Raw genomic sequence first — 26,240 nt, forward strand, 5'->3', positions numbered from 1 at the left:
TAGTCAGGAGAAGGACTGCGTGGAACTTTACAATAACGAAAACGATCAGGTCGACGCGCTGAAGCGTTTCTTTGCTGAAAATGGCAAGGCGCTGGCCGTTGGGGTGATTTTGGGTGTTGGCGCGCTGGTTGGCTGGCGCTACTGGACCTCCCATCAGTTGGATACCGCCAGAGGCTCGTCTCTGGCTTATGAAAATGCGATTTCCGCCCTCAAATCGGATAAACCAGAAGCGCTGAACGCTGCGCAGAAATTTGCCGCCGACAGCAAAAACACCTATGGTGCGTTTGCTTCTCTTGAGCTGGCGCAGCAGTTTGTTGAGAAAAACGACCTGCAGAACGCTGAAAAGCAGCTTCAGCAGGGGCTTACGGCCGCTTCTGATGATAACCTGAAATCGGTTATCAATATGCGTCTTGCTCGCGTCCAGCTGCAGCTTAAGCAGCCTGATGCCGCGCTGAAAACCCTGGATGCCGTGAAAGGCGAAGGCTGGACCGCGATTGTCGCTGACCTGCGCGGCGAGATCCTGCTGAGCAAAGGCGATAAGCAAGGGGCGAAAGCAGCATGGGAAGCGGGCGCGAAAAGCGATGCCTCACCGGCGCTCAGCGAAATGATGCGTATGAAAATAAATAATTTGTCCATCTGAGAGGGACTCGATGCAATTGCGTAAATTACTTCTGCCAGGGCTGCTTTCCGTTACCTTATTGAGCGGCTGTTCGCTGTTTAACAGCGAAGAAGATGTGGTGAAAATGTCGCCACTGCCGACGGTGGAAAACCAGTTTACGCCGTCCACCTCCTGGAGCACCTCCGTTGGCGGCGGTATTGGCGAATTCTACTCTAACCTGCACCCGGCTTTTGCTGATGGCGTCGTGTATGCCGCCGATCGTAAAGGTACCGTTAAAGCCCTTAATTCAGGCGACGGCAAAGAGGTGTGGTCGGTTAATCTGGCAGAGAAAGACGGCTGGTTCTCCCGCGCGCCTGCGCTGCTCTCCGGCGGCGTGACCGTCTCCGGCGGCCACGTTTATATCGGTAGCGAAAAAGCGAAAGTTTATGCGCTGAACACCAGCGACGGCACCGTCGCGTGGGAAGCGAGCGTGGCGGGTGAAGCGATTTCTCGTCCGGTCGTCAGCGACGGCATGGTGCTGATTCATACCACTAACGGTCAGCTTCAGGCGCTGAACGAAGCCGATGGTGCGGTGAAATGGACCGTTAACCTTGATATGCCAGCGCTCTCCCTGCGCGGCGAATCCGCTCCGGCTACCGCCTACGGCGCAGCTATTGTGGGCGGCGACAACGGTCGCGTCAGCGCGGTGCTGATGCAGCAGGGCCAGATGATTTGGCAGCAGCGTATCTCTACCGCGACCGGTCCGACCGAAATCGACCGTCTTAACGACGTCGACACGACGCCGGTTATCGTGAACGGCGTGATTTACGCGCTGGCCTACAACGGCAACCTGACGGCGCTGGATCTGCGCAGCGGCCAGATTATGTGGAAACGCGAGCTGGGTTCAGTGAACGATTTCATTGTCGACGGCAACCGTATTTACCTGGTTGACCAGAATGACCGTCTGCTGGCGCTCACCACCGACGGCGGCGTGACGCTGTGGACGCAAAGCGATCTGCTGCACCGTCTGCTGACGGCGCCTGTGCTGTATAATGGCAATCTGGTTGTTGGCGATAGCGAAGGCTATATGCACTGGGTCAACCCTGAAGATGGTCACTTTGTGGCTCAGCAGAAGGTGGACAGCTCAGGCTTCCTGACCGATCCGGTTGTTGCTGACGGCAAACTGCTGATTCAGGCGAAAGACGGCACGCTGTACGCGATTACGCGTTAACAACAGCGGTAGTCTATTTTTGAGAAACGGCCCCTGGCAGACAGGGGCCGTTTTGGCTTTTTTAAAAACGCCGTGAAAACGGGCGTTGTATCGATTTTTGTATGAGGCATTTAACATGATACCTGTGGTCGCGCTTGTCGGGCGCCCTAACGTTGGAAAATCCACGCTCTTTAACCGCTTAACGCGCACTCGCGATGCGTTGGTCGCGGATTTCCCGGGGCTGACTCGTGACCGTAAGTACGGTCGTGCTGAAGTGGAAGGCCGCGAATTTATCTGTATCGATACCGGCGGGATCGACGGTACCGAAGATGGCGTAGAAACGCGAATGGCGGAACAGTCGCTGCTGGCGATTGAAGAAGCGGACGTGGTGCTGTTTATGGTCGATGCGCGTGCGGGCCTGATGCCGGCGGATTCGGCAATTGCGAAACATCTGCGCTCCCGTGAGAAACCGACTTTCCTGGTGGCAAACAAAACTGACGGTATCGATGCCGATCAGGCGATTGCCGATTTTTGGTCGCTGGGGTTAGGCGAGATTTATCCTATCGCCGCTTCCCATGGCCGCGGCGTCACCAGCCTGCTCGAGCACGTGCTGCTGCCGTGGGTTGACGAGGTGAACCCGCCGGAAGAAGTGGATGAAGACGCGGCATACTGGGCGCAGTTCGAAGCCGAGCAGAACGGCGAAGCGCTTGAAGAGCCGGAAGATGATTTTAACCCGCAGGATCTGCCGATTAAGCTGGCGATTGTGGGCCGCCCGAACGTGGGTAAATCAACGCTCACCAACCGTATCCTGGGTGAGGATCGTGTGGTGGTTTACGATATGCCGGGAACCACTCGCGACAGCATCTACATCCCGATGCAGCGCGATGAGCGGGAATACGTCCTTATTGATACCGCAGGCGTGCGCAAGCGCGGCAAAATTACCGACGTCGTCGAAAAATTCTCGGTGATCAAAACGCTGCAGGCGATTGAAGATGCCAACGTGGTGCTGTTGGTCATTGATGCGCGCGAAGGGATTTCCGATCAGGATCTCTCCCTGCTGGGCTTTATCCTCAACAGCGGCCGCTCGTTGGTGATTGTCGTCAATAAATGGGACGGCCTGAGCCAGGAAGTTAAAGAGCAGGTGAAAGAGACCCTGGACTTCCGTCTGGGCTTTATCGACTTTGCCCGCGTGCACTTTATCTCCGCGCTGCACGGCAGCGGCGTAGGCAATCTGTTTGAATCCGTGCGCGAGGCGTACGACAGCGCCACCCGTCGCGTGGGCACCGCTATGCTGACCCGCATCATGACCATGGCTGCTGAAGACCATCAGCCGCCGTTGGTGCGCGGCCGTCGCGTGAAGCTGAAATATGCCCACGCCGGTGGTTATAACCCGCCGATCGTGGTTATTCACGGTAACCAGGTTAAAGACCTCCCGGATTCGTACAAACGCTATCTGATGAACTACTTCCGTAAATCGCTGGAAGTGATGGGCACGCCGATTCGTATTCAGTTCAAGGAAGGGGAAAACCCGTTTGCCAACAAACGCAATACCCTGACGCCGAACCAGATGCGTAAGCGTAAGCGCTTGATTAAGCACATCAAGAAAAGTAAATAACGAATCACAACTACGCCGATTGTTAAAAAGCCCGCGTGCGGGCTTTTTTGTATCTGTTGTTATTACTCAGCTTCATTGCCTTTTTTAAGGGGAGGAGATGGGGTATCCTCAACCAGCAAAGCTCCAGTTAAACCGGTGTAAATAATCAGCCAGCCGATTAACATGATGACGAATCTTACATGAATGAAAAGAGAATCTACCGTACCAAAAAATAATACCGGCAAACATAGAAATAAAGCGGCATAAGATGGATTCTTTCTTGTCATGTAATAGATAAGCGCTATATAGAAAAAAAATAAAAACAGGCCGCTGGCAGCTCCCTGAAGCGACATCGTTTCAATCAAATCATTATGTAAATGATAGGGTATATTGCGTAAGGCTTCTGGATTTCCATTTCCTTTTTTATTGATAAAATCAGCCAGGATTTGATATCTCTCTTTTGCGCTGACTCCTCCGGGGTGGGTTATGATTTCGTTTATCCCGGAATACCACATCGTTAATCTTGCTCCTATTGATGTGTTATTATTTTGCTGATAAAGAGTTATATCGGTTATAATCTCGCTTGCTCTCTTATAAACATTTGGCGAGAATACACCAATCATTAGTGAAAATAAAATAAATGAAAGTGCACAAATAGATAATGCTTTCCATTTTGCTACGGCATATTTATTAAATAAAATGTAAAGCAGAATTACAGGATACACGATTAAAGCTGATCGAGTCTCAGTTAATATCAATATATATAGCGAAGAAAAAATAATGAATGAAGCCAACACTTTTCTGTAACGTATGCTGATACACAGAATCGAATAAAGCGTCAAGAGCGAATACATAGTATAAAGCGCAGCGCTCAAGGTAGATGAAGTATTTATACGAAGGCGCTCACCGGGAGCAATGATTTTGCAATATACTGCATATAATGTCAGGGTAATAAAACCGAATAAGAGGTAGTAGGTTGTTTTTTTCTGTTGGCCTGTTCCTGATAGCCTCATGATCGCTGGGAACAGTGATATTACTACAGAGCCGATTATCAGATAAGTACCCGTTTTGGGATAATTAGTATCAGCGCGATAGATCTCCGTAAGATGTGCAGGAAACCTCCAGGACCATAATAGCTGAGATGCTCCAATAAGGAAGATGGCTGCACCTAACATTAAATCCTGATGGGTGATTCTTAATTTCTTAAAATAAAAAAAAGAGCCAATAATTACCACTGAGGAATAGATGTAAAATATATTCCGACCAAGCAATTGCTCAGGGATGATAATGCTACTTGATATTACTGCTAAAAGTAATACGAAATTTATATATTTCTCCTTTATCATATCAATTTACATCTCAATCTCAAACTTTGACGTTTTTCCTAACTTACAACGTAGCGTGTCCGATACTTTCTGACATGCAAATTCAAAAAGTGTATTATCCTCAAGATCATCATTCAGGCAGATTTGCGGAACGTCGCTTTTCAGGGCCTGAATGGCGTGATCAAGCTGCTGCCGATCGCCGGTTAAATTAAAATGGCTGCCTAATCTTTTAGGATTGCATGGATTAAATTTTCCTGAAGCTAAATGCCAATATCTGAAAATATATTGATTTAAATTATAGCCATCTCTGAATCTGGATTTTGAGGTCCTTACCAGTATGTCCCTTATTTCATCATGAGACCAAACTTCCTCAAAAGTAGATTTTAGGAAGGGTTGTGGTAAATGCCTTCCGAAAAAACCAGTGAAGTTTCTTGCTTTCTTTTTAGATATATTTTTCTTAATATATCGACCATATTGCAAGTTATAATATTTTGTTATGTTTTTTTTGATGGACTCTCTGCGATTGAAAAATGTATTAATAACTGAGGCATTGGTCGTTAACATTAGGTTTGAAATGTTATTATCAATTGATATTGGGTTAATATCATTCTCGATTAAAAAATCATTAGGTAAATTTTTTTTAAAGTAAAACTCTGGAGTGATGGGAGAGTTTAATAACATATCGTCATTGAAATATACAAACTGATCACTCAATCCTTTTATTTTATGAATGTTAACTTCAATTGCTCGTGAATTGAATGTAGGTAAATATTCTTTATCAATGATGTCGCTATGTCGGACAAGATTTATTTTATGATAGCTTTTATCCAGCCATGAAGGAACCTGTCCACAGGTAACCAGATGGACTTTGCGAACCCAAGGTGCGTAATTTTCGACAGCCCTGAACCAGTATTTAAACAACCTCATATCTCTGAAGCGTGATGGCGTGACTGCCAACTTATAAGTATCACTGTAGATAGTTTTATAACGTATAAAATCGTCCTGCCAACACCTATCATCGGAGTCGACCCATAAAACAACAAAATCAATATCGGACACCGCCTCTCTCCTTTAATCACCAGGTTGTTTATTTTAACTTCTGTTAATATTTTTTTTGTGAATGTTTTAACTAAACATATTTGCGCCATGCATTAAATTGCAGTGAAATATAGTTTTATGTGATAGTTATCAAGGTTAATTTATCATTGCTGATTTTTATTTTTTGATGTTGGGTGCGTTTTTATATTTTTGCGATGTTTTTATAATTTATTGAATACAAACGTTGAGTTGCTAATGGTTAATTATCAGAAGGCTTTGTTAATAACGTTGTTATAAGAATTACCTTGTAACATTTTTGATAAACTTCTTATCAAAGTTTTGCACTGTTCTTCGATAATCAATCTCTAACTCTTTATCAAAAGGTATCGCCAGATAAGTTGAGTTGATGAAAACGTATTCATCATTGTTCGCGCTTAGGGGCGATTTATGAACATTATCTCGGCGGATATATTTTCGGTGAGCACAGCCTATTTGAACGTGATCTGGAAGAAATTCGCGGGCTCACCCTGCGGCGAACCAGTGAGGCTGAACAACCTCTACAGCGACAGCAGCAACTTCGCGGACTGTACTCGCTATTGACGTGATAAACTAGCGGTATTCAATGTGAGAAGGAGTCCCCATGGAATTTGATTGTCCCGTGTGCCATGCGCAGCTTGCTGTGCAGGGCAATAGCGCCCGCTGCGAGCGTTGTGCGAAAGAGTATGTTGTCGAAGCCCGCTGCCCGGACTGCCACAAGCCGCTGGAGGTGTTAAAAGCCTGCGGCGCGGTGGATTATTTTTGCCAGAATGGCCACGGGCTGATTTCGAAAAAACGCGTCGAGTTTGTGCCGATTTAATCTTTATCGCTGACGCAGCCTTCGCCGTCGCGCCAGAGTTCAACCAGTGAATCTGGCGCACGATCCTCCGGAATGAGAATAATCAGGCTGTGGTAGTGCTGCTCGCTGACGATCTGGATGCGAAAAAAACGCTGGTCGCCCCGTCCAGGCGAGTCGGGCTGGCCCGGCGGCTTGCCCAGCGGTAGCGACTGTTGGAGAATCGTCGCAATCCGCTGCTTCTGTTGCTCGTTGAGCTTCGCCACGACGATCTTACGCATCCCGCTGAGCGCCGGGATCCAGGCAACGCCGCCCTCGCGCGCCAGCTCAATCACCGCGTCATCGCTAAGATCGGCAAGATTCATAGCACCACTCCGACCCGCTCCCAGGCCTGAGTAATCGCCTCTGCGGTCTCTTTGCCAGAGCGTTTCTCGCCGTGGCGAATCGTCAGTCTGGCAAAGGCTGAGAAATCGGCGTCTTTTGCCAGAGATTGATCGCACACCGCGTCGTACCAGGCGTATCCCGCTTTCTCCCATGCAAAACCGCCGAGGGCGCTGGCGGCGAGATAAAAGGCGTGATTAGGAATGCCGGAGTTGATATGCACGCCGCCGTTATCCTGCTGGGTATGAACAAAATCTTTCATATGGGCGGGTTGCGGATCTTTGCCAAGGACAGGGTCATCGTATGCGGTACCCGGCTGCGACATTGAGCGCAGACCTTTGCCGTGGATGCCTTTCGCGAGTAGTCCCTCGCCAATGATCCAGTCCGCTTTGTCTGCCGTCTGCCGGCGCTGATACTGTTTGACCAGCGAACCGAAAACATCGGAAAGCGATTCGTTCAGCGCGCCGGATTGTTCGAAATAGATGAGACCGGCTTCGCTCTCCGTCACGCCGTGGCTTAGTTCGTGCGCCACCACGTCAATGGCGATAGTAAAACGATTAAAAATCTCGCCATCCCCGTCGCCAAACACCATTTGTTGGCCGTTCCAGAATGCGTTTTGATATTCGTGACCATAGTGGACGCTGCCGGTGAGCTTCAATCCGCGGTTATCCAGCGAATCGCGCTGGTAGCTCTTCCAGAAAAAATCATGGGTGATGCCGAGATAGTCATAGGCTTCATCAACGGCAACGTCGCCGTTGGAGGGCTGTCCCTCAAAACGGACCTGAGTACCCGGTAGATCCTGGGTCTGCCCGGCATCATAAATGTCGCGTTCAAGCAGGCCCGGCGTGGTGACGTGGGGCGCGGCAGGGCGCCCCGGAACGTGCGCCATCAGGGTCTGAACGTGGCTGAGGGTATTCTGCGCGCAGCGCTGCTGCTGAAGGGAACCACGATCGACAATGCGGCGTAAAATGTAGGGCGGAATCACATAACGAGGATAAGCATCTGGCATATCACGCTCCTTAGCCGGATAGAACCGTTTAAAAAGGGCATGACAGCAGTATAGTTATCCTCGGTCGAAATGGCAGGCTTATCCGGCTTTTTTGCGGGAACGGGTTTTCTTCACCGGCGTGATGTTCTTCACTTCGCTCTCTACCCAGCCATCGTTCAAACGGGTAGTGAGGATGTCTCCCTCGCGCACCTGTTTCGTTTGTTTCAGCACCTTGCCGTCGCTGGCGGAAGTGACGCTATAGCCGCGGGCCAGCGTCGCCAGCGGGCTGACGGCTTCCAGGTGCGTGACCATATTACCGAAGCGTTCACGTTGCTCGCCAAGACGCGCGCGGATGTTTTCCGCCAGCCGGTATTCCAGCTGTTGAATACGGCTCTGGGCGCGGTGAATTCGCGGCTGTGGGTTTTGTTGATTCAGGCGCTGCGCGGCGCGCTGCTGGCGCTGGTCGGCGCGCTTTATTTGCGTCTCAAGAGCGAAACGCATGCGCTGACGCAATCTTTCAAGCTCCGTTTGCTGACGGGCCAGCCGCAGCTGAGGATGCTGCTGCTGCAGGCGGTGAAAAGCCTGGGTAAAGCGACGATGGCGGTTGGCAAGGAAGTAGTCCATCGCCATTTCAAGGCGCTGCTGCCCGGACTGGAGCTGGCGCAGCAGCTCCTGCTGGTTGCGGCTGACCATTTCCGCCGCCGCGGAAGGCGTCGGGGCGCGCAGGTCGGCGACAAAATCGGCGATAGTGACGTCAGTCTCATGGCCTACGGCGCTGACGATGGCAATAGGGCTGGCAAAAATCGCCCGCGCCACTCGCTCATCGTTAAAGCTCCATAAATCTTCCAGCGAACCGCCGCCGCGCCCGACAATCAGCACGTCGCATTCCTGGCGCGCGTTGGCCAGCTCAATCGCGCGAACGATCTGCCCCGGCGCATCTTCCCCCTGGACGGCGGTCGGGTAAATAATCACCGGCAGGGAAGGATCGCGGCGCTTGAGCACGTGTAAAATATCGTGCAGCGCAGCACCGGTTTTAGAGGTGATGACGCCGACGCAGTGCGCGGGAGAGGGGAGCGTTTTTTTATGCTGCTGATCGAACAAGCCTTCCGCCGCCAGCGCGGTCTTGAGCTGCTCATACTTCTGCTGAAGCAGACCTTCGCCCGCAGGCTGCATGCTTTCCACGATGATCTGATAATCGCCGCGCGGCTCGTACAGCGTGATATTGGCGCGGACCAGCACCTGCTGCCCGTGCTGCGGACGGAACGTCACGCGGCGGTTGCTGTTGCGGAACATTGCGCAGCGCACCTGGGCGTTATCGTCTTTTAGGGTGAAGTACCAGTGGCCGGAAGCGGGCTGGCTGAAATTGGAAATCTCGCCGCTGATCCATACCTGACCCATTTCACGTTCGAGCAGCAGTCGAACCGACTGATTGAGGCGGCTAACCGTGTAAATTGAGGGGGATTGAGATGGCAACATGTGAGCAAGATCAAATTCTAAATCAGCAGGTTATTCAGTCGATAGTAACCTGCTGGGAGGGGATCGCAAGTATTATTTGCAAAAAAGGGTAGATGCAATCGGTTACGCTCTGTATAATGCCACGGCAATATTTATCCACCCTGGTCGAGATATTGCCCATGCTACGTATCGCTAAAGAAGCCCTGACGTTTGACGACGTCCTCCTCGTTCCCGCTCATTCAACCGTTCTGCCAAATACCGCCGATCTCAGCACTCAGCTGACGAAAACCATTCGTCTGAATATTCCAATGCTCTCTGCTGCAATGGATACCGTGACGGAAGCGCGTCTGGCAATTGCCCTGGCACAGGAAGGCGGCATCGGCTTTATTCATAAAAACATGTCCATCGAGCGCCAGGCGGAAGAAGTTAAGCGCGTGAAGAAGCATGAGTCCGGCGTGGTTACCGACCCGCAGACCGTCCTGCCGACCACCACTCTGCGCGAAGTGAAAGAGCTGACTGAACGCAACGGTTTTGCTGGCTATCCGGTGGTGACCGAAGACAACGAGCTGGTCGGCATCATCACCGGTCGCGACGTGCGTTTCGTCACCGACCTGAATCAGCCGGTGAGCGTTTATATGACGCCGAAAGAGCGTCTGGTGACCGTTCGCGAAGGCGAAAGCCGCGAAGTGGTTTTTGCCAAAATGCATGAAAAACGCGTTGAGAAAGCGCTGGTTGTGGATGATAGCTTCCATCTTCTCGGCATGATCACCGTTAAAGATTTCCAGAAAGCGGAGCGTAAACCAAACGCCTGTAAAGATGAGCAGGGTCGCCTGCGCGTCGGTGCGGCGGTGGGGGCGGGCGCCGGTAACGAAGAGCGCGTGGATGCGCTGGTTACCGCGGGCGTAGATATTCTGCTGATCGACTCCTCTCACGGCCACTCTGAAGGCGTATTGCAGCGTATCCGCGATACCCGTGCGAAATATCCTGACCTGCAAATCATCGGCGGCAACGTGGCGACCGGCGCGGGCGCACGTGCGCTGGCGGAAGCCGGCTGCAGCGCGGTGAAAGTAGGGATCGGCCCTGGCTCCATCTGTACGACTCGTATCGTGACCGGCGTGGGCGTTCCGCAGATCACCGCCGTTTCCGACGCGGTTGAAGCGCTGGAAGGCACCGGTATCCCGGTTATCGCCGACGGCGGTATTCGTTTCTCCGGCGATATCGCGAAAGCGATTGCCGCAGGCGCAGCCGCCGTCATGGTTGGTTCGATGCTGGCCGGTACCGAAGAGTCTCCGGGCGAAATCGAACTCTATCAGGGCCGTTCGTACAAATCTTACCGCGGTATGGGTTCCCTTGGCGCGATGTCTAAAGGTTCCTCCGATCGCTACTTCCAGACCGATAACGCCGCCGACAAACTGGTACCGGAAGGTATCGAAGGCCGCGTCGCCTATAAAGGCCGCCTGAAAGAGATCATTCACCAGCAGATGGGCGGCCTGCGCTCCTGTATGGGCCTGACCGGTTGTGGTACCATCGACACCCTGCGGACCAAAGCGGAATTCGTGCGCATCAGCGGCGCGGGTATCCAGGAGAGCCACGTTCACGACGTGACTATCACCAAGGAATCCCCGAACTACCGCATGGGCTCCTGATTTTCATCGCCCGGCCACGCGCCGGGCGATTTATTTAACCTGTATCACTTGCCTCGGAATTATCGTCAATGACGGATAACATTCATAAACATCGTATTCTTATCCTGGACTTCGGTTCTCAGTACACCCAGCTGGTTGCGCGTCGCGTTCGTGAATTAGGTGTCTACTGTGAACTGTGGGCATGGGACGTGACTGAAGCTCAAATTCGTGAGTTTAATCCTAACGGCATTATTCTTTCCGGCGGTCCGGAAAGCACCACCGAAGATAACAGCCCGCGCGCGCCGCAGTATGTCTTTGAAGCCGGCGTGCCGGTATTTGGCGTATGCTACGGCATGCAGACCATGGCGATGCAGCTGGGTGGCCACGTTGAAGCCTCTAATGAACGTGAGTTTGGCTATGCGCAGGTTGAAGTGCAGACCAATAGCGCCCTGATTCACGGTATCGAAGATGCGCTGAGCGCGGATGGTAAGCCGATGCTGGACGTCTGGATGAGCCACGGCGACAAAGTCACCGCCATCCCGTCTGACTTCGTCACCGTTGCCAGCACCGAAACCTGCCCGTTCGCCATTATGGCTAACGAAGAGAAGCGCTTCTACGGCGTACAGTTCCACCCGGAAGTCACCCACACCCGTCAGGGTCTGCGCATGCTGGAGCGTTTCGTACGCGATATCTGCCAGTGTGAAGCGCTGTGGACCCCGGCTAAAATTATCGACGATGCCATCGAGCGCATTCGTCAGCAGGTTGGCGACGATAAAGTGATCCTCGGCCTGTCCGGCGGCGTGGATTCCTCCGTGACCGCCATGCTGCTGCACCGCGCCATCGGTAAAAACCTGACCTGCGTCTTTGTGGATAACGGTCTGCTGCGTCTGAATGAAGCCCAGCAGGTTATGGATATGTTTGGCGATCGCTTCGGCCTGAACATCGTTCACGTCGAAGGCGAGGCGCGTTTCCTGGCTGCGCTGGCGGGCGAAAACGATCCGGAAGCGAAGCGTAAAATCATCGGCCGCGTGTTCGTTGAAGTGTTTGACGAAGAAGCGCTGAAGCTGGAAGACGTGAAATGGCTGGCGCAAGGGACCATCTACCCTGACGTCATCGAGTCCGCTGCTTCCGCAACCGGTAAAGCGCACGTCATCAAATCTCACCACAACGTGGGCGGCCTGCCGAAAGAGATGAAGATGGGCCTCGTTGAACCGCTGCGCGAGCTGTTCAAAGATGAAGTGCGTAAGATTGGCCTCGAACTGGGTCTGCCGTACGATATGCTGTACCGCCACCCGTTCCCGGGGCCGGGTCTGGGCGTGCGCGTGCTGGGCGAAGTGAAGAAAGAGTACTGCGACCTGCTGCGCCGCGCGGACGCAATCTTCATTGAAGAGCTGCACAAAGCCGACCTGTACAACAAAGTGAGCCAGGCGTTCACCGTGTTCCTGCCGGTCCGTTCCGTTGGCGTCATGGGCGATGGCCGTAAGTACGACTGGGTTGTTTCCCTGCGTGCGGTTGAAACCATCGACTTTATGACCGCTCACTGGGCGCATCTGCCGTACGATTTCCTCGGCCGCGTATCCAACCGTATCATCAATGAAGTCAACGGTATTTCCCGCGTGGTGTACGACATCAGCGGTAAGCCGCCGGCGACCATTGAGTGGGAATAAACTTTATTCTTTGCGTTAATTGAATAAAAAAATAATGCCATTAATGATTGACGTCATTAATGGCATTTTTCTTAACAAGATCGCCGAATTACGGCATTCCCTGAGACGATGAATACCGATACACCGGGTTTCTACTGTCAGCCCCGTTCTTCAATCGCCGCTGGCGTATTCTCCCGCTGACACCATGCAATGGCCATCGCCAGAGCTGCCACCACCAGGGCCAGCGCGGCGGAAACCGCTAAACTGCCCCTTATCCCGAGATGATCATTCAGCCACGCGTAGGCAAACGGCGAAGCGGCGGCCAGCAGCTGCGCGGGAATCAACAGAATACCGGTTCGCCGGGCATAATCCGCGGCGGCAAAAAGCTGCAGTGGCAGAGTGGCTTTAAATACGGTCGTCAGGCCGTTGATCGCGCCGTAACCCAGCACAAATCCGCCGGCCGCCCACGACAGATATGGCCCGCTCAGGCCGAGCGCAAAGCAGAGCGGCATCAACAGGGTGGTCAGTATCGTTAGCCGCAACGGCGTAAGGACAGAACCGGATGCCACTTCGAGAAAGCGCGCGCCGGTTTGCCCAATCCCCCACAGCATTCCCACCGCGACAGGAAGCCCGACGCTGGCGATATACTCGGGGAGATGCGTCGAGGTACCGTTGGAAACAAAGGTTACCAGCGCAATCAGCGACGCGTACAGGAGGGCAGGGCGTTTATCGCGGTGGGAGAGCCGCTGGCGTTGCATTATCCGTTTCGGTGACGGCAGTCTGTGATTTGGCATTTTCCACAGCAGCATCGCGCTAAGCAGGCCAAACAGGGCATAAATCAGCAGCGCATGCCGCCAGTCCATCTGCGTCAACAACCCGGCGCCGAGCGGCCAGAACAGAGCCGAAGCCAGGCCGCCGGCCAGCGTCACGCGCGAGATAGTTAATCTGGCGCTTTGCCCATAGATATTCACCAGCGCGGCGAACAGCGCGTCGTAGAGCGCCAGACGCATCCCGGCGCCGGTCAGAACCCAGGCGGCGAACCAGCCCGGCAGACTCTGGACGTAAGCCATTACCAGGCAGCCCGCTGAAATCATCAGCGTACCCGTGACCACCACCCGTTGGCCCCCAAAGCGGGCCAGTAGCCGGGCGACAAACGGGGAGAGCATCGCCATCATCAGCATGGCGATAGTCAGGCCAAAGTAGATTTCCGTTGCGGCCCAGCCGGTCTCCTGAGCAATAGCTCTGGCGAAAGTGCCGGGCATATAAAATGAGATTCCCCAGTTTATTAGCTGGTTGCACCCGGCGGCAAGCGTGACAGCGCCCGGCGCGGAGAGTGGTTTTGCAGATGTTTTCATGATCGTCCATTTTGTTACGCTGTTGTCGGCAGCATACCCTGCACGCTATTGTGGAGGCAGGCCGGTCCATTTATGACCCTTATAAGAGAAACTTTGTGATGATGACGCTCAATCTGGGAAATCTGGCGACGTTCCGCCTGGTGGTACAGCGCGGAAGCTTTTCCGCCGCAGCTGACCTGCTGGGGCTGTCGCAGCCTGCGGTAAGTCTGCAGGTACGTCAGCTGGAACAATTTCTCCAAACCAGACTGCTTGAGCGAACAGGACGAGGCATCAAAGCGACGGCGGCCGGCATCGCCCTGCTGGCGCACAGCGAGCGGATTGAACTGGCGGTGGGCGCGGCAGTGCAATCGGTTAGCGAATTCAATCGAGAAATCAGCGGCTCGATAACGTTGGGTACCGGGGCGACCGCCTGTATCCACCTGTTACCGCCGCTGCTGCAGAAGCTGCATCAGGATCACCCTCTGCTGACGGTGAGGGTCACGGTTGGCAATACCCTGGAAGTGGTTCGGGCTATCGAGGAGAACCGGCTTGATCTGGGCCTTTGTACGCTTCCGGCGAACGGACGCAGCCTGGCGGTGACGCCAGTTTTAGATGAAGAGTTTGTCGGTATTTTTAGCGATGCTCAGGACGACCTGCCCTCGCCGCTGACGCCAGAGGTTCTGCAATCATTGCCGCTAATTGCTTTTGAAGCGGGGAGCGGAACCCGGGATCTGATTGACGGCTGGTTTCGCCATAATGGACTGATGGTCGTGCCAGTCATGCAGTTAGGCAGCATTGAGGCGATTAAGCGCATGGTGCGAGCGGGGCTGGGATACAGCATCGTGCCGCGTATGGCGGTAGAGGATCCGCAGGATCGCGTCGGCCTGAACGTGCAATCGTTGACTCCGCGCCTGTATCGGCAGTTAGGCATCGTCATGCGGCAGGATAAAATCATCAGCAAAGGCATCGCTGAAGTGCTGCGTTTGCTCTCTCAGGCCGGTTGCTGAACAACGTACCGCGCTTATTTTTGTACCGGCGTTTTTAGCGGATCTGAAGGTTCAACGGTGATAGTGGATTGCTGCGATTGCTTTTTGTCCTGATGATGGTACCAGGCACCGATGGAGGAGTAGACAAAGCGTCCAAAGAAGAAGATAAAGCTGATAAGCAGTACGATACGGGTCATGCGACGGTTAAATCGATGTCGTTTACGCATACTGGGTGCCTGACTCACAAAAGGTTCCTTAAAGTATACCCAAAGGATGGGCGATGTGCGTATTAAGGCACAGTAACGCGGAAGGGTCAATTGATGAGGATGTAAAAATCCCAGGGGTAAAACATTAATTAATGTTATATAAGATAATCCTCGTATTTACATGCTTTCTGCTTATCGCAAATTGATGTTAAAAAAAAGACATTATTAATATTAGCGACGTGATTTTTTGATTTATATCAATCGTCTATTCTCACCGACAACTAAAATCACCAGCCAGTTCCGCGTTGTTATTCCTTGCGCGATTATGACGGTTGGTTGGATGCCTGCCTGAATATACCCTGCAGGATTTAGGGTTATCCGTAGAGCATCTATGAACATTATTAAACTTTACAGACGATATCGGGATAAATGGTGGTCGCTGCCGCTCATCTTACCCATCCTTTTACTCCCCCTGGCAAGATGGGCGAACACCGTTGCTGTACTGAATGGTAATGAAGTTTATCTTTACTATTTACCTCTGGCGTTAGTGCTGAGCCTGATGCTGTTTTTCGGCTGGGCTGCTTTACCGGGGATCGTTGTCGGTTTGCTGCTTTCCATTACGCGCGGCATGGCGCTGGAAGATTCCATCGGCGTGATTTTCCATTTTCTTATTCCGACCGTCCTTTGCTGGGGCGGGTATCGCGTTTTTGTCCCGCGAAGACAGCAAATCTCGCATGGCAATGTGCGACTGATGCCTCAGCGATTGTTCTGGCAAATGTTGCTGCCATCACTGATCTTTCTTATCCTTTCCCAGCTCGCCGAGTATTTGGGGATCCATCCTCGCGCGACCGGGTTGATCGGGGTCAACCCCTTAAGTTTGCGTTCGCTTATCACCTTTCAGGCCCTGATGGCCGGATGCCTGACCGGCGTGCCGCTATGCTACTTTCTGATTCGAATTATCCGCAACCCGCTCTATATTCGGGGTTTTGTTTCTCAGATTCGCCTGCAGATCGATCCGAAAATAAAGTACTTTGAGTTTATTTTATGGGCGGTAGTGCTGTTAATTTTATTAGTTTTGCTATTAATGCCGCTAAGTAGTACGAGCACTATTTTTAGTACAAATTATACCTTGTCCTTGCTTATGCCGGTGATGCTGTGGGGGGCGATGCGTTTTGGCTATCGCTTCATTTCATTGGTCTGGTCCCCTATATTAATTGTTATTATCCACTTTCATTATCAATATCTCCCGCATTCACCGATTTACAGTAATCAGCTGGCTATTATCTCCTCAAGCTATCTGGTGTTTTCATTTATTATCGCCTATATGGCGATGCTGGCGACGCAGCAGAGAATTTTTTATGCGCGGATGCGGCGGATGGCCTTCATTGATCCGGTTGTACGCTTGCCCAATATCCGCGCGCTGAGCCGGGCGTTAAATAAATCCTCCTGGTCAGTACTGTGCTTCTTACGCATTCCCGAGCTGGAAATATTGGGCCGCCATTACGGCGTTCTGTTGCGCATTCAGTACAAGCAGCTGCTGGCCGAGTCGCTTGGCGATCTATTGCAGCCCGGGGAGGATATCTATCAGATGGCCGGGCACGAGCTGGTTATCCATCTGCACAGTGAAGACCATCAGCAGCGAGTCCCCCTGCTGTTTGACCATCTCAAAAAGTTTCGCTTTGTCTGGAACGGTATGCCGCTGCAGCCGCCCGTGGGATTCAGCTATTGCAACGTTCGCTCTCCGGTGATGCATCTGCATTTACTGCTTGGAGAACTCAGCGGCGCGGCTGACCTTTCCCTGGCGACCGGAAGTCCTGAAAATTTACAGCGTCGCGGCGCCATTAATACGCAGCAGGAGCTGAAAGACAAAGTCATGATAATGAATCAGCTGGTGAAGGCGCTGGAGCACGATCGCTTCGTTCTGATGGCACAACCGATCGTCGGCATCCGGGGGGATAGCTATCATGAAGTTCTGCTGAGAATGCTGAACGACAACGATGAAATCATCATGCCGGATGTCTTTTTACCGGTGGCGCACGAGTTTGGACTGTCGGCGCGTATCGATAGCTGGGTCCTCGAACATACGCTGATCTTTATGGACAAGCGGCGCAAAAAGCTTCCTGGAATGCGCCTGGCGATAAATATCTCGCCGTTTTCAGTGAGTAACAGTTATTTTCATCAGCAGGTAAAAACGCTGCTGGAGCATTATGACATTGAGCCCTGGCAGATTATTTTTGAGCTGACGGAGAACCATTCACTGACCAATCCCGAGCAGGCGCGGAAAACCCTGGCGCAGCTTCAGGACCTGGGCTGTCGGGTAGCGATTGATGACTTTGGCACCGGCTATGCCAGCTACGCGCGGCTGAAAACGATGAATGCGGATCTGCTGAAAATCGACGGTAGTTTTATTCGTAATCTGGTGACCAGCAGTCTGGACTATCAGGCCGTTGCCTCTATTTGCCTTCTGGCGAGGATGAAAAATATGCAGGTGGTGGCCGAATATGTCGAAACGCCCGAGATTCGGCAGGCTGTGGTTTCGCTGGGGATTGATTATATGCAGGGCTATGATATCGGCAAACCGGCCCCGCTTGAGGCGCTGGTTGAGGATTGATAAGCGAATGGGCCGGACGTCCGGCCCATATGCGCGAAACTAGCTTGCCGCGTCAGGCTTCTCTTCTTCGCTGATTTTCAGCCACCAGTCAGGTACCCCTTCCCAGTATTCCTGCTCTTTTTCCAGATCGAGCAGCACCAGCGCATTCTGGCTAAACCAGTCGTGCGGGAAGGTTAGCGTCCAGTGGTTTGCCTCGGTTTTCAGCGTAAGGCTCGGCGGCGTTGTCGTTGCCTGACGCTGGTTATTCAGCAGCACGCCAAGGCGCAGCAGCTGAATTAACGGCAGAAACTGCTTCTTCTTGAACAGCGTGAAACGCGGTAAATCATCCAGCTTAATCGCTTTACGGTGATAGCGAACTAAGGTGGCCATCAGCATCTGCTGTTCCTGATTAAAGCCCGGCAGATCGCTGTTTTGCAGGATATAAGCCGAATGACGGTGCATGCCGCTGTGGTTAATATTCAAGCCGACTTCATGCAGCATGGTCGCCCATTTCAGCAGCGCCGCCAGATGGGGGTTCGCGAGCTTGGGATTCTGCTCCTGCCATTGCTCATAAATATGCGTGGTGGTCTCCAGCACCCGACGCGCCTGCTCGCGATCGATATTGTACTGGTTCGCCAGGCTCTGCGCGGTGCGGCTACGGATATCCTGGTGACGGAAACGTCCTTCCATCTCGTACAGTACGCCTTCGCGCAGCGCGCCGTCGGACAAGCGCAGCTCTTTAATCGCCAGCGCGTCAAACACCCCGCACAGGATAGCCAGACCGGGCGCAAAAACGGCTTTCCGATCTTCAGACAGCCCGGGCAGGCTTAGCGAGTCGAAGTTTTTATACTTCAGCAGCTCTTCGACCAGCATCTCGAGGCGCTCGGGAGTGATGAAGCCGTCTTTCTCGCCCATGGCCACCAGCACTTCGTGAGCGGCTTTAATGGTGCCCGACGCGCCCAGGGCGACGTTCCACCCCTGGATGCGGAACTGCCAGGCCAGAGTTTCCAGCTTCTGCACGGCGGAAAGACGCGCGCGCTGGAAATTCTCTTTGTTGATGACGCCGCCAGCAAAGTAGGCCTGAGAGAAGCTCACGCAGCCCATACGGCGGCTTTCCACCAGGCGAGGCTCGAAATCCTCGCCTATAACCAGCTCGGTAGAGCCGCCGCCGATATCGATGACCAGCTTACGGCCTCGCTCCGGCTGCGTGTGCTCCACGCCCATAAAAATCAGACGCGCTTCTTCGTTGCCGGGAATGATTTCGATCGGGTAGGGGATGACCTGCTCCGCGCGCTTGAGGAACTCTGCGGCGTTTGTCGCCTGGCGCAGCGTGTGCGTGCCGACAATACAGACGCTTGATGGGTCAAAACCCTGCAGGCGCTCGGCGAACAGCGACAGGCAGTTCAGCCCGCGCGCAATAGCCTCTTCGCTCAGTACAGAGTTTTCATCCAGGCCGTCGGCCAGATGTACGCGCTGCTTCAGACGACCGATGATCTGCATTGCCCCGTCAACGACACGGGCGATCACCATATGAAAACTGTTCGAACCGAGGTCGACCGCAGCGAACTCCTGCGGCCGAGGGGCATTTTCGTTTATTGGCATAGGTTAATCGGGCTGTTCAAGTGATTTGAGGTAGTCGTATATCGCCATCTGTGCGCGCACTTTGCGGCGATTGCCGCGCGGCACGTAGCGATTACTCAGTTCTTTATCAAGATAGCGTGCTTTCACCGTATCGTTGAAGAGGAGATCGAAAATATCCAGCACCCGCTGTTTCAGGCGCGGATCCAGCAGCGGCGCGGCCACTTCGATACGATAGTCAATATTGCGCGTCATCCAGTCCGCGGACGATAGCCAAACCTGCTTATCGCCGCCGTTTTCAAAGCAATAAACGCGGTCATGCTCAAGGAAACGGTCAACAATGCTGGTCACGCGAATATTTTCGCTGATTCCTTCCAGACCGGGGATCAGCGAGCACATACCGCGAATAAGCAAATTAACCGGCACGCCGGAGCTGGAGGCGGCGTAGAGACGGTCTACCAGCCCCTTATCGACCAGGTTGTTCAGCTTCAGCATGATGCCCGATAGCTGACCATTTTGCGCGTTGGCGATTTCACGATCGATCATCTCATAAAGCAGGCGACGCGAGTTTTGCGGCGACACCAGCAGATAATCGAAGCTGACCGGGCGGTAGGGGTTTTCGATAAAGTTAAATACCCGGCGGACTTCATTGGTGATGCGCGCATCGGCGGTCAGCAGCGAGTAGTCGGTGTAAAGACGCGCGGTTTTTTCGTTGAAGTTGCCGGTACCGATATGCGCATAGCGCACGACTTCATCGCCCTCTTTGCGCGAAACCAGGAACAGCTTGGCGTGGATCTTGAGGCCCGGCGCGGAGAAGATAACGTGCACGCCGGCTTCGGTCAGGCGTTTAGCCCAATGAATATTGGCTTCTTCATCGAAACGCGCCTGCAGCTCCACGACGACCGTCACTTTCTTACCGTTGTGGGCGGCGTGAATCATCGAGTCGATAATCCGTGAATCTTTCGCGACGCGGTAGATGTTGATTTTGATAGCCAGCACGCTTGGGTCGAAAGAGGCCTGGCGCAGCAGCTCAAGGACGTGTTCAAACGTATGGTACGGGTAGTAAAGCAGCACGTCGCGTTCGCGGATTGCGTCAAAGCCGTTGCGGAATTTATCAAACCACAGATGACGCAGACGCGGCATCGGTTTGTTGACCAGATTGGCTTTGCCGACGTTCGGGAAGCCGATAAAGTCTTTAAAGTTGTGGTAACGACCGCCCGGCAGCATTGAATCGTAGTTGGAGATGGAGAGCTTATCGCGCAGCATTTCGACCATCGCGTCGGGCATATCGCGCTGATAAACGAAGCGCACCGGCTCGGCGGTCAGGCGCTGTTTCAGGCTGGAGGACATCAGCTCCATCAGGCTCGATTCCATCTCGTGCACCAGATCGTATTCGGCGTCACGGGTCATTTTCATCGAGTAGGCGTTCAGCGCGTCGTAATCAAAAAAGCCCTTGAAGATATCATCCAGGCAGTAGCGCAGGATGTTATCTAACAGAATCATCGGCTTGCGGCGGCGAGGCGCTTCCGGCGGCAGGTTCACAAAACGCGGAACCTTGTCTGACGGAATTTCAAGCAGCGCGTAATTGATGGTATCCCCGCGAATAATCTCGACGGCCAGGTAGGTGTAATCATCCTTCAGGAACTGCACCAGATCCGTTTCGCGGTTAATCAGGATTGGCGTGATGTGCTGACGAAGATACAGCTTGAAGTAGTTACGCAGCCAGGACTGCTGGTTGACGGAGAGCTGGCGTTCGTTGATCAGGAAAATCTGGTTACGCGCCATTTCCAGCAGCAGCTCGTTGTATAAGCCGTCAAACTCCTGATCGGCCTTGAGCACGCGGGCCTGAATTTTGCCCAGCAGATGGCGAGAGTGTGCGGTACTGCCTTGTTCTTCGCTGATGATGATGCGGCGCTTCAGCTCGGCAAAGCGCACTTTATAAAATTCATCGAGGTTATTGGAGTAAATCCCTAAAAAGCGCATGCGCTCGATCAGCGGGTTGCTTTTGTCCGCCGCTTCCTGAAGTACGCGCTCGTTAAAGGATAACCAGCTGAGTTCTTTTTCGATGTATAGCTTTTCCTGGCCCATTACAGCTCACACTCCGGTAGATGTATGTTGCTATTTCATTATGGCGAGCTTTGCCACTGAATGTCCAATTATGTCAAAGAAGTATGACTGTTTTCTTTCAGTATATAGCGAAGAAAAACAGACGATTTTCGCGACTTACGTTATGTTCAAGGCAAGGTGAGATTCAGGAGCAAAACCATGTGGGAGACGCGAGCGTTAGAACTGAATAATCAGGATATATGGAACTGGTCATCGGTATGCAATCTGGTCAGGTATGCCTCTCAGCATGGCTTTAATACTATCGTGGTGGGGCAGGCAGATCTCTTCGGTAAGCTGGTGTCCCCGAAGGGATATACGCCTTTTCACTATAACGATAGCGTTTCCAGCCAGCAGAGAGCGCGCTGTATCTACCTTAATCGTCTCGCCATGTATTGCCGCGAGCAGGGGCTGCGATTTTATTTACAGGCAAAAGAGCTGGATTTCCCAACGGAATTGCTGTTGTCGCATAAGTATCTACTGGATAACCAGCAAGGGATCCTTTTTGATGTGGATTTCTGGAGCCGCTGGCTGACAGACAAAATTCGCGGCGTTTGTCAGGGAATTCCAGCTTTAACAGGGCTAATTATTGCGCTTTCCAGCACCGATGGTTTATTGCCGATTACGCGCCCTAAATGGGATATAAACGCCAGGGATGAGCCTGAAAATACCCGGCAACCGTCGCAAAGCTTTGTGCTCTATCGCCGTTGTTTTCAAGCGCTCAGCCAGGTGGTTACCGCACAAAATAAACATCTGGTTTTGCGGGTTTTCCCTGCAAGTAATGATGATCTTGGTACCGTTCTCAATGCTATCGAGCCGCTTCCGCCAAGCGTTTCGGTATCGATCAAGTTAACGCCAGAACGTTTCTGGCCAGCATTTCCAAATAATCCCGCACTGCTTCAGGTCACTATGCGAGACGTCTGGGTTGATATTGATTTAGCAGGCGAAGAGGTGGGCTGGGGCGTTATGCCTTTCTTGCGCATTGATGAGTTAAAAGGCCGACTGCTGTGGTGCCAAAGCGCGAATCCCAGAATCACCGGTGCGATATGCAAAACCAGTTGGGAGAGCGTTGATAACCACTGGATACCGGAAACGTTAAGCGAATGCAATCTGTTTGCCTGTAGCCAGCTGTTAGGTCATGGTGCGGGAAAGACCCAGGAGCAGCTGTTGGATCTCTGGCTGGCTGAGCGTTACGGCTGGTGCCCCGATGTTACAGTCGCCCGCCGTTTTCAGCAGCTACTTGAGCAGGCAACGGAGGTGCTTTACCAGGCGATTTATGTTCGCGATCACGTTTTTCACCGCCATAGTCAGCTACCGGAAAGCTATGGTCAGGCAGTATGGAGTTTGTACAGCCAGCTGGCGCGTAATCACTGGCTGCCGGGGTCGGCCCAGGATATCCACTTCACGCGTGACGATCCGCAAATATCGATGGAAAACCTCACGCGAATTGCGCAAGAGAAGGATGAGGTAGCGGCAGATGCCCTGAAGCTATGCGCGCAGGCGCTGGAGTTTGCCGAGAATGCCGCGTTTCCCACGGCGCTCTATCGGCTCTGGCAGAATGAATGGCGGGGGCTCGCACTCTACTGTCAGCTGTTCACGCATGCACAGAAAGCTTTTTTTACGCTGCATTTTGCTCGTGAGGTGGAGAATAGCTGGAGTATGAGAGAAATCTGCCATATCAACGTGCAGGCGTTGTATCAGGGGGCATCCGAAATGGAGATGCTTTGCCAGCAGATGAACGAAGCATCGCCTGGGTTTTATATCATGTTCGATGCGGGTCGGGTTCGTAGCCTGGCTGATAGCCTGAGTAGCGAACTATCGGCACTCAGGCATTAGGTATTAACGCGTGCGGTATAAAGCCTCGACCAGGCTGAGCATCGCCAGCGCCTGGCCATATGGCATCGCAGTTAGGGGGATTCGTCGGTAATGGTCAAGGTCGTGTCCCATTGCCGTGCCAAATGAAACCTGGGTTAATTCTCCCTCCGGCGAGATATGCTCAATAATGCCTGCGATTGCTCGTTCGGCAACGGGTAGATAGCTGTCGTCCAGGTAGCCGAGACGTATCGCTTTCAGGATACCGGCTGCAAATCCCCCTGTTGCTGAGGCTTCAGCGTAGCTTGTTGCATCATCTAATAGCGTCGGCCATAGCCCGTTTTCACATTGACAGCGGGCGAGGGCGGATACCTGGCCCTGCAGGATGTTACAGAGCTGGCGATAGAAGGCGTCATGCTCATCAAGATTGAGCATTTCCAGTAGTTCAGGAATCGCCAGTGTTATCCAGCTATTGCCACGAGCCCATCGGGCACCGGCAAAATGATGCCTGCCGTCGAAATTCCAGCCGTGAAACCATAAACCACTTTTTCTATCCGTAAGGTAGTGAATGTGCTGTAGAAATTGAAATTTTGCTTCTTCTACCCAGTAAGGTTTTTGCAATAAAAGCCCAATCCTGGCCAGAGGCAGGACCGCCATCATCAAGGTGTCATCCCAGATTTGCTGATAATGCGCGTTTTCGTAGGTGACATGCTGCATGCAGCCTTCATCAGTGCGCGGAATCTGACGATAAAGCGCATCACCCCACACTTCCAGATACGCGCGCCATTCGTGACGAGCGTCCTGCTGGTAGCGACTGGAAAGCGTCAAAAAAGGGATCGCGGTATTAATATTCTTCTCCGGCGTTCCTTCGGCGAAACGGGCGCTGAACCAGTCGTCAATAATCTGCCTGGCGCGAGATGAGCCGGTAAGTTCATGGTAGCGGTAGAGACCAAACAAGCCGATACCATGTGTCCATTCCCATCCAGCCCAGCCTTTTGTATCAATCACGCGCCCGTCAGGCAGGCGCTGCAGGAATTGACCATTGTCATCCTGAATTGCGGTGAGGCTATCGATCAGTTTTTCGATAAGACGGATGATTTCAGGATGGCTTATTTTCTGCGACATAGTGATTCCTTTGCGCTGTCGTTTCAGCTGTATGCTGCCAGTGGGTATTCATATGCGGATGCCCGGTAAGTAACTCTACGGTTTGTCGTACCTGCGTTGATGCATCTTCGGGTTTACCGCCAGACCGCAGACGCTCTAGCTCGAAGGTAAGCGTCTTATGACACTCCTGGCTTAGACGAAAGCGAAACGCGCCGTACATCGCCAGCAGAGTGAGTAAACCCGGTCCGATAAGGAATACCCACCAGATGCCGTTTAGCGCGGCGGCATCTTGCGACTCTGCGCCTTTGGTAAAGCCAAACGCCTCCAGCGCCAGTCCAACAATAAACAGGGCCAGGGCCTGGGAAAATTTGCGCGTTAGCATCATGACGCCCGCGTAAATGCCTTCACGTCTGACGCCGGTATAAGCTTCATCCACATCAGGTAAAAAGTTGTAGACGTTCCATGGGATAAGATAGGTTCCGCCGCGTGCGATGCCCATCACGATGGCCCCGCCGAATAAGAACCCTGATAAATGGCTAATGGAGGCGGAAAGCTGGCTGAACCACAGTAGAGCGCACATAATCAGTGCAATTGCCAGTTTGTAGGCGTTGCCGTTGCCGATGCGAATACAAAGCCAGGTAAAGAAAGGGATGGCAAAAAATTGAAATAGCGTCATCAGGCTCATTGCCTGGGAAGCTAAGGATGCGCCGACCTGAAGTACATATGTAAGATAGTGCATAAACAGCGAGCCGAAAATATCCAGGGCGACGGCTCCGCCAACGTACATCATGATGTGAATGCGAAAAGTACGTAAACGGAAAGTTGAAGCCATTTCTCGATACAGCGAAATAATTGTTTTCCCCATCCCGCGCTGAGTCGAAGGCGGCGGGAGATTCTCCCGTTCCCAGGTTCCCCGCCAAACGAAGATCCACGGTAGGGCGAAGAGTACGGAAAAGACCAGGCCGATATATAAAAATGCCTGCGATTTATCGGCGACGTGCGCCAAAATTTGTCCTGGGATAAGTGCAGATAAAAACGCTGTCGCCTGGGCAAATAGCATCCGCGCGCCAGACATTTTTGAACGCAGATCGTAACGCGAGGTCATCTCCGCAGGCAGCGTATCGTAGGGCACCATCAAGAGGGTAAAAACGGTGCTGAATAACAAATAAGTACCAAGATACCAGGAATAGCCAAAACCGCTTACCCACATCAGGGCAAAGCAAAAGGAGAGCGGCGCGCCGATAATAAAGAATATTCGGCGTCGCCCCCAGCGCGTGCGAATATTGTCGGTGATATAACCCATGATCGGGTCGGTGATGCCATCCCAAATTTTGGCGATCGCAAAGATGGATGCGGCGGCGGCGGGAGAAAGGCCCGCCACTTCAATATAAAAATAAAGCAGCCAAAGCCCAGTGATCGTCATTGCCCCGCTGCCGAAGATATCGCCCATCCCCCAGCAGAGAATATTGCGTGTTTTTACTTCCCGTGGTGCCGTTACTGTCCTCGTCATTTTTCCTGTCTCTTCTGTCAGTAAAGAGGAAGTAGCACAGTAAAAGAGGTGAAAATTTTGCGGAATCGTCATTAAGGCGCTTTTGTTAAGAACTGAGAGCGGGGCGGAGAAAGCGGATTAAATGAAATAAATAGCGTGATATGGCCGGCAGTATTAGGACGGGCGAAAAAATGAAATGTGATAGCCATCGCTATTTCTGCGGAAGGAGCGAGAAGAAATGTGTCCGAAATCACAGATGAACTGCGGGAAAAAAGGACGTTGTGAGAACGGCGACAGATTACTTATGTCGATGCTGTTTTGCCCTACGGCGATCGATAATGACTGT

19 protein-coding genes and 1 pseudogene are annotated in these 26,240 nt (G+C 52.6%); 9 read left to right on the plus strand and 11 right to left on the minus strand.

What is annotated here, in order from left to right:
* The first annotated feature begins 19 nt into the window (after window positions 1–19).
* From JLG71_RS07070 to der, 3 genes are all read left to right on the plus strand, one after another.
* Window positions 20–640, plus strand: a complete 621-nt coding sequence (locus JLG71_RS07070; protein ID WP_025106605.1) for a YfgM family protein — start codon at window positions 20–22, stop codon at window positions 638–640.
* A 10-nt stretch (window positions 641–650) separates the two neighbouring features.
* The gene (gene bamB, locus JLG71_RS07075) at window positions 651–1,829 is read left to right on the plus strand and encodes an outer membrane protein assembly factor BamB (RefSeq protein WP_004104478.1); all 1,179 of its coding nucleotides are present in this window, start codon (window positions 651–653) and stop codon (window positions 1,827–1,829) included.
* A 115-nt stretch (window positions 1,830–1,944) separates the two neighbouring features.
* Window positions 1,945–3,423, plus strand: a complete 1,479-nt coding sequence (gene der, locus JLG71_RS07080; protein WP_014230361.1) for a ribosome biogenesis GTPase Der — start codon at window positions 1,945–1,947, stop codon at window positions 3,421–3,423.
* A 62-nt stretch (window positions 3,424–3,485) separates the two neighbouring features.
* Here der and JLG71_RS07085 read toward each other — a convergent pair whose 3' ends face one another.
* Entirely contained in the window at window positions 3,486–4,748 is a 1,263-nt protein-coding gene (locus tag JLG71_RS07085; RefSeq protein WP_200914027.1) for an O-antigen ligase family protein, read from the minus strand.
* A 6-nt stretch (window positions 4,749–4,754) separates the two neighbouring features.
* A complete protein-coding gene (locus tag JLG71_RS07090; protein WP_186006754.1) occupies window positions 4,755–5,786 on the minus strand; it encodes a Stealth CR1 domain-containing protein in 1,032 nt (343 codons plus the stop codon).
* A gap of 619 nt (window positions 5,787–6,405) precedes the next feature.
* On the opposite strand from JLG71_RS07090, the gene JLG71_RS07095 reads away from it, so the two are divergent.
* A complete protein-coding gene (locus tag JLG71_RS07095; RefSeq protein WP_004853184.1) occupies window positions 6,406–6,621 on the plus strand; it encodes a zinc ribbon domain-containing protein in 216 nt (71 codons plus the stop codon).
* Here the strand turns inward: JLG71_RS07095 and JLG71_RS07100 are convergent.
* The 3 genes and pseudogenes from JLG71_RS07100 to xseA form a co-directional block, all read right to left on the minus strand.
* Window positions 6,618–6,962: a protealysin inhibitor emfourin gene (locus tag JLG71_RS07100; RefSeq protein ID WP_009654386.1), complete on the minus strand. Its 345-nt coding sequence runs from the start codon at window positions 6,960–6,962 to the stop codon at window positions 6,618–6,620. The genes JLG71_RS07095 and JLG71_RS07100 overlap by 4 nt on opposite strands.
* Window positions 6,959–7,987, minus strand: coding sequence for a M4 family metallopeptidase (locus JLG71_RS07105; RefSeq protein WP_154904314.1), 1,029 nt, complete (start codon window positions 7,985–7,987; stop codon window positions 6,959–6,961). The genes JLG71_RS07100 and JLG71_RS07105 overlap by 4 nt, the downstream gene beginning before the upstream one ends.
* 68 nt (window positions 7,988–8,055) lie before the next feature.
* Window positions 8,056–9,442, minus strand: a pseudogene (gene xseA, locus JLG71_RS07110) (exodeoxyribonuclease VII large subunit); the annotation flags it as partial.
* 158 nt (window positions 9,443–9,600) lie between these two features.
* Here xseA and guaB point away from each other — a divergent pair.
* Entirely contained in the window at window positions 9,601–11,067 is a 1,467-nt protein-coding gene (guaB, locus tag JLG71_RS07115) for an IMP dehydrogenase (RefSeq protein ID WP_200914029.1), read from the plus strand.
* 68 nt (window positions 11,068–11,135) lie between these two features.
* A complete protein-coding gene (guaA, locus tag JLG71_RS07120; RefSeq protein WP_200914030.1) occupies window positions 11,136–12,713 on the plus strand; it encodes a glutamine-hydrolyzing GMP synthase in 1,578 nt (525 codons plus the stop codon).
* Between the two features lie 137 nt (window positions 12,714–12,850).
* Here guaA and JLG71_RS07125 read toward each other — a convergent pair whose 3' ends face one another.
* On the minus strand, window positions 12,851–14,047 hold the full coding sequence (locus tag JLG71_RS07125; RefSeq protein WP_049101685.1) for an MFS transporter: 1,197 nt from the start codon (window positions 14,045–14,047) through the stop codon (window positions 12,851–12,853).
* A 98-nt stretch (window positions 14,048–14,145) separates the two neighbouring features.
* Between JLG71_RS07125 and JLG71_RS07130 the strand changes: the two genes are divergently transcribed.
* Complete coding sequence (locus JLG71_RS07130) at window positions 14,146–15,033, plus strand: LysR family transcriptional regulator (RefSeq protein WP_014230353.1); 888 nt, start codon at window positions 14,146–14,148, stop codon at window positions 15,031–15,033.
* A gap of 14 nt (window positions 15,034–15,047) precedes the next feature.
* Here the strand turns inward: JLG71_RS07130 and JLG71_RS07135 are convergent, their stop codons facing one another.
* Window positions 15,048–15,239 carry a YfgG family protein gene (locus tag JLG71_RS07135; protein WP_009654356.1) on the minus strand — a complete coding sequence of 64 codons (192 nt, stop codon included), beginning with the start codon at window positions 15,237–15,239 and terminating at the stop codon, window positions 15,048–15,050.
* Window positions 15,240–15,609: 370 nt separating this feature from the next.
* Between JLG71_RS07135 and JLG71_RS07140 the strand changes: the two genes are divergently transcribed.
* Window positions 15,610–17,829 carry an EAL domain-containing protein gene (locus tag JLG71_RS07140; RefSeq protein ID WP_025106610.1) on the plus strand — a complete coding sequence of 740 codons (2,220 nt, stop codon included), beginning with the start codon at window positions 15,610–15,612 and terminating at the stop codon, window positions 17,827–17,829.
* A gap of 39 nt (window positions 17,830–17,868) precedes the next feature.
* Here JLG71_RS07140 and ppx read toward each other — a convergent pair whose 3' ends face one another.
* Both ppx and ppk1 read right to left on the minus strand, forming a co-directional pair.
* A complete protein-coding gene (gene ppx, locus JLG71_RS07145; protein WP_004853121.1) occupies window positions 17,869–19,410 on the minus strand; it encodes an exopolyphosphatase in 1,542 nt (513 codons plus the stop codon).
* 3 nt (window positions 19,411–19,413) lie between these two features.
* Window positions 19,414–21,474 carry a polyphosphate kinase 1 gene (gene ppk1 / locus JLG71_RS07150; RefSeq protein WP_049101683.1) on the minus strand — a complete coding sequence of 687 codons (2,061 nt, stop codon included), beginning with the start codon at window positions 21,472–21,474 and terminating at the stop codon, window positions 19,414–19,416.
* 177 nt (window positions 21,475–21,651) lie between these two features.
* Between ppk1 and JLG71_RS07155 the strand changes: the two genes are divergently transcribed.
* Window positions 21,652–23,325: a hypothetical protein gene (locus JLG71_RS07155; protein WP_200914031.1), complete on the plus strand. Its 1,674-nt coding sequence runs from the start codon at window positions 21,652–21,654 to the stop codon at window positions 23,323–23,325.
* A gap of 3 nt (window positions 23,326–23,328) precedes the next feature.
* Here the strand turns inward: JLG71_RS07155 and bglB are convergent, their stop codons facing one another.
* Window positions 23,329–24,426 carry a beta-galactosidase BglB gene (gene bglB / locus JLG71_RS07160; RefSeq protein WP_025106612.1) on the minus strand — a complete coding sequence of 366 codons (1,098 nt, stop codon included), beginning with the start codon at window positions 24,424–24,426 and terminating at the stop codon, window positions 23,329–23,331.
* Window positions 24,401–25,855: an MFS transporter gene (locus JLG71_RS07165; RefSeq protein ID WP_025106613.1), complete on the minus strand. Its 1,455-nt coding sequence runs from the start codon at window positions 25,853–25,855 to the stop codon at window positions 24,401–24,403. Before JLG71_RS07165 ends, bglB begins: the two co-directional genes overlap by 26 nt.
* Window positions 25,856–26,240 lie beyond the last annotated feature (385 nt).

It is taken from the genome of Klebsiella michiganensis (assembly GCF_015139575.1).
GTDB lineage: Bacteria > Pseudomonadota > Gammaproteobacteria > Enterobacterales > Enterobacteriaceae > Klebsiella > Klebsiella michiganensis.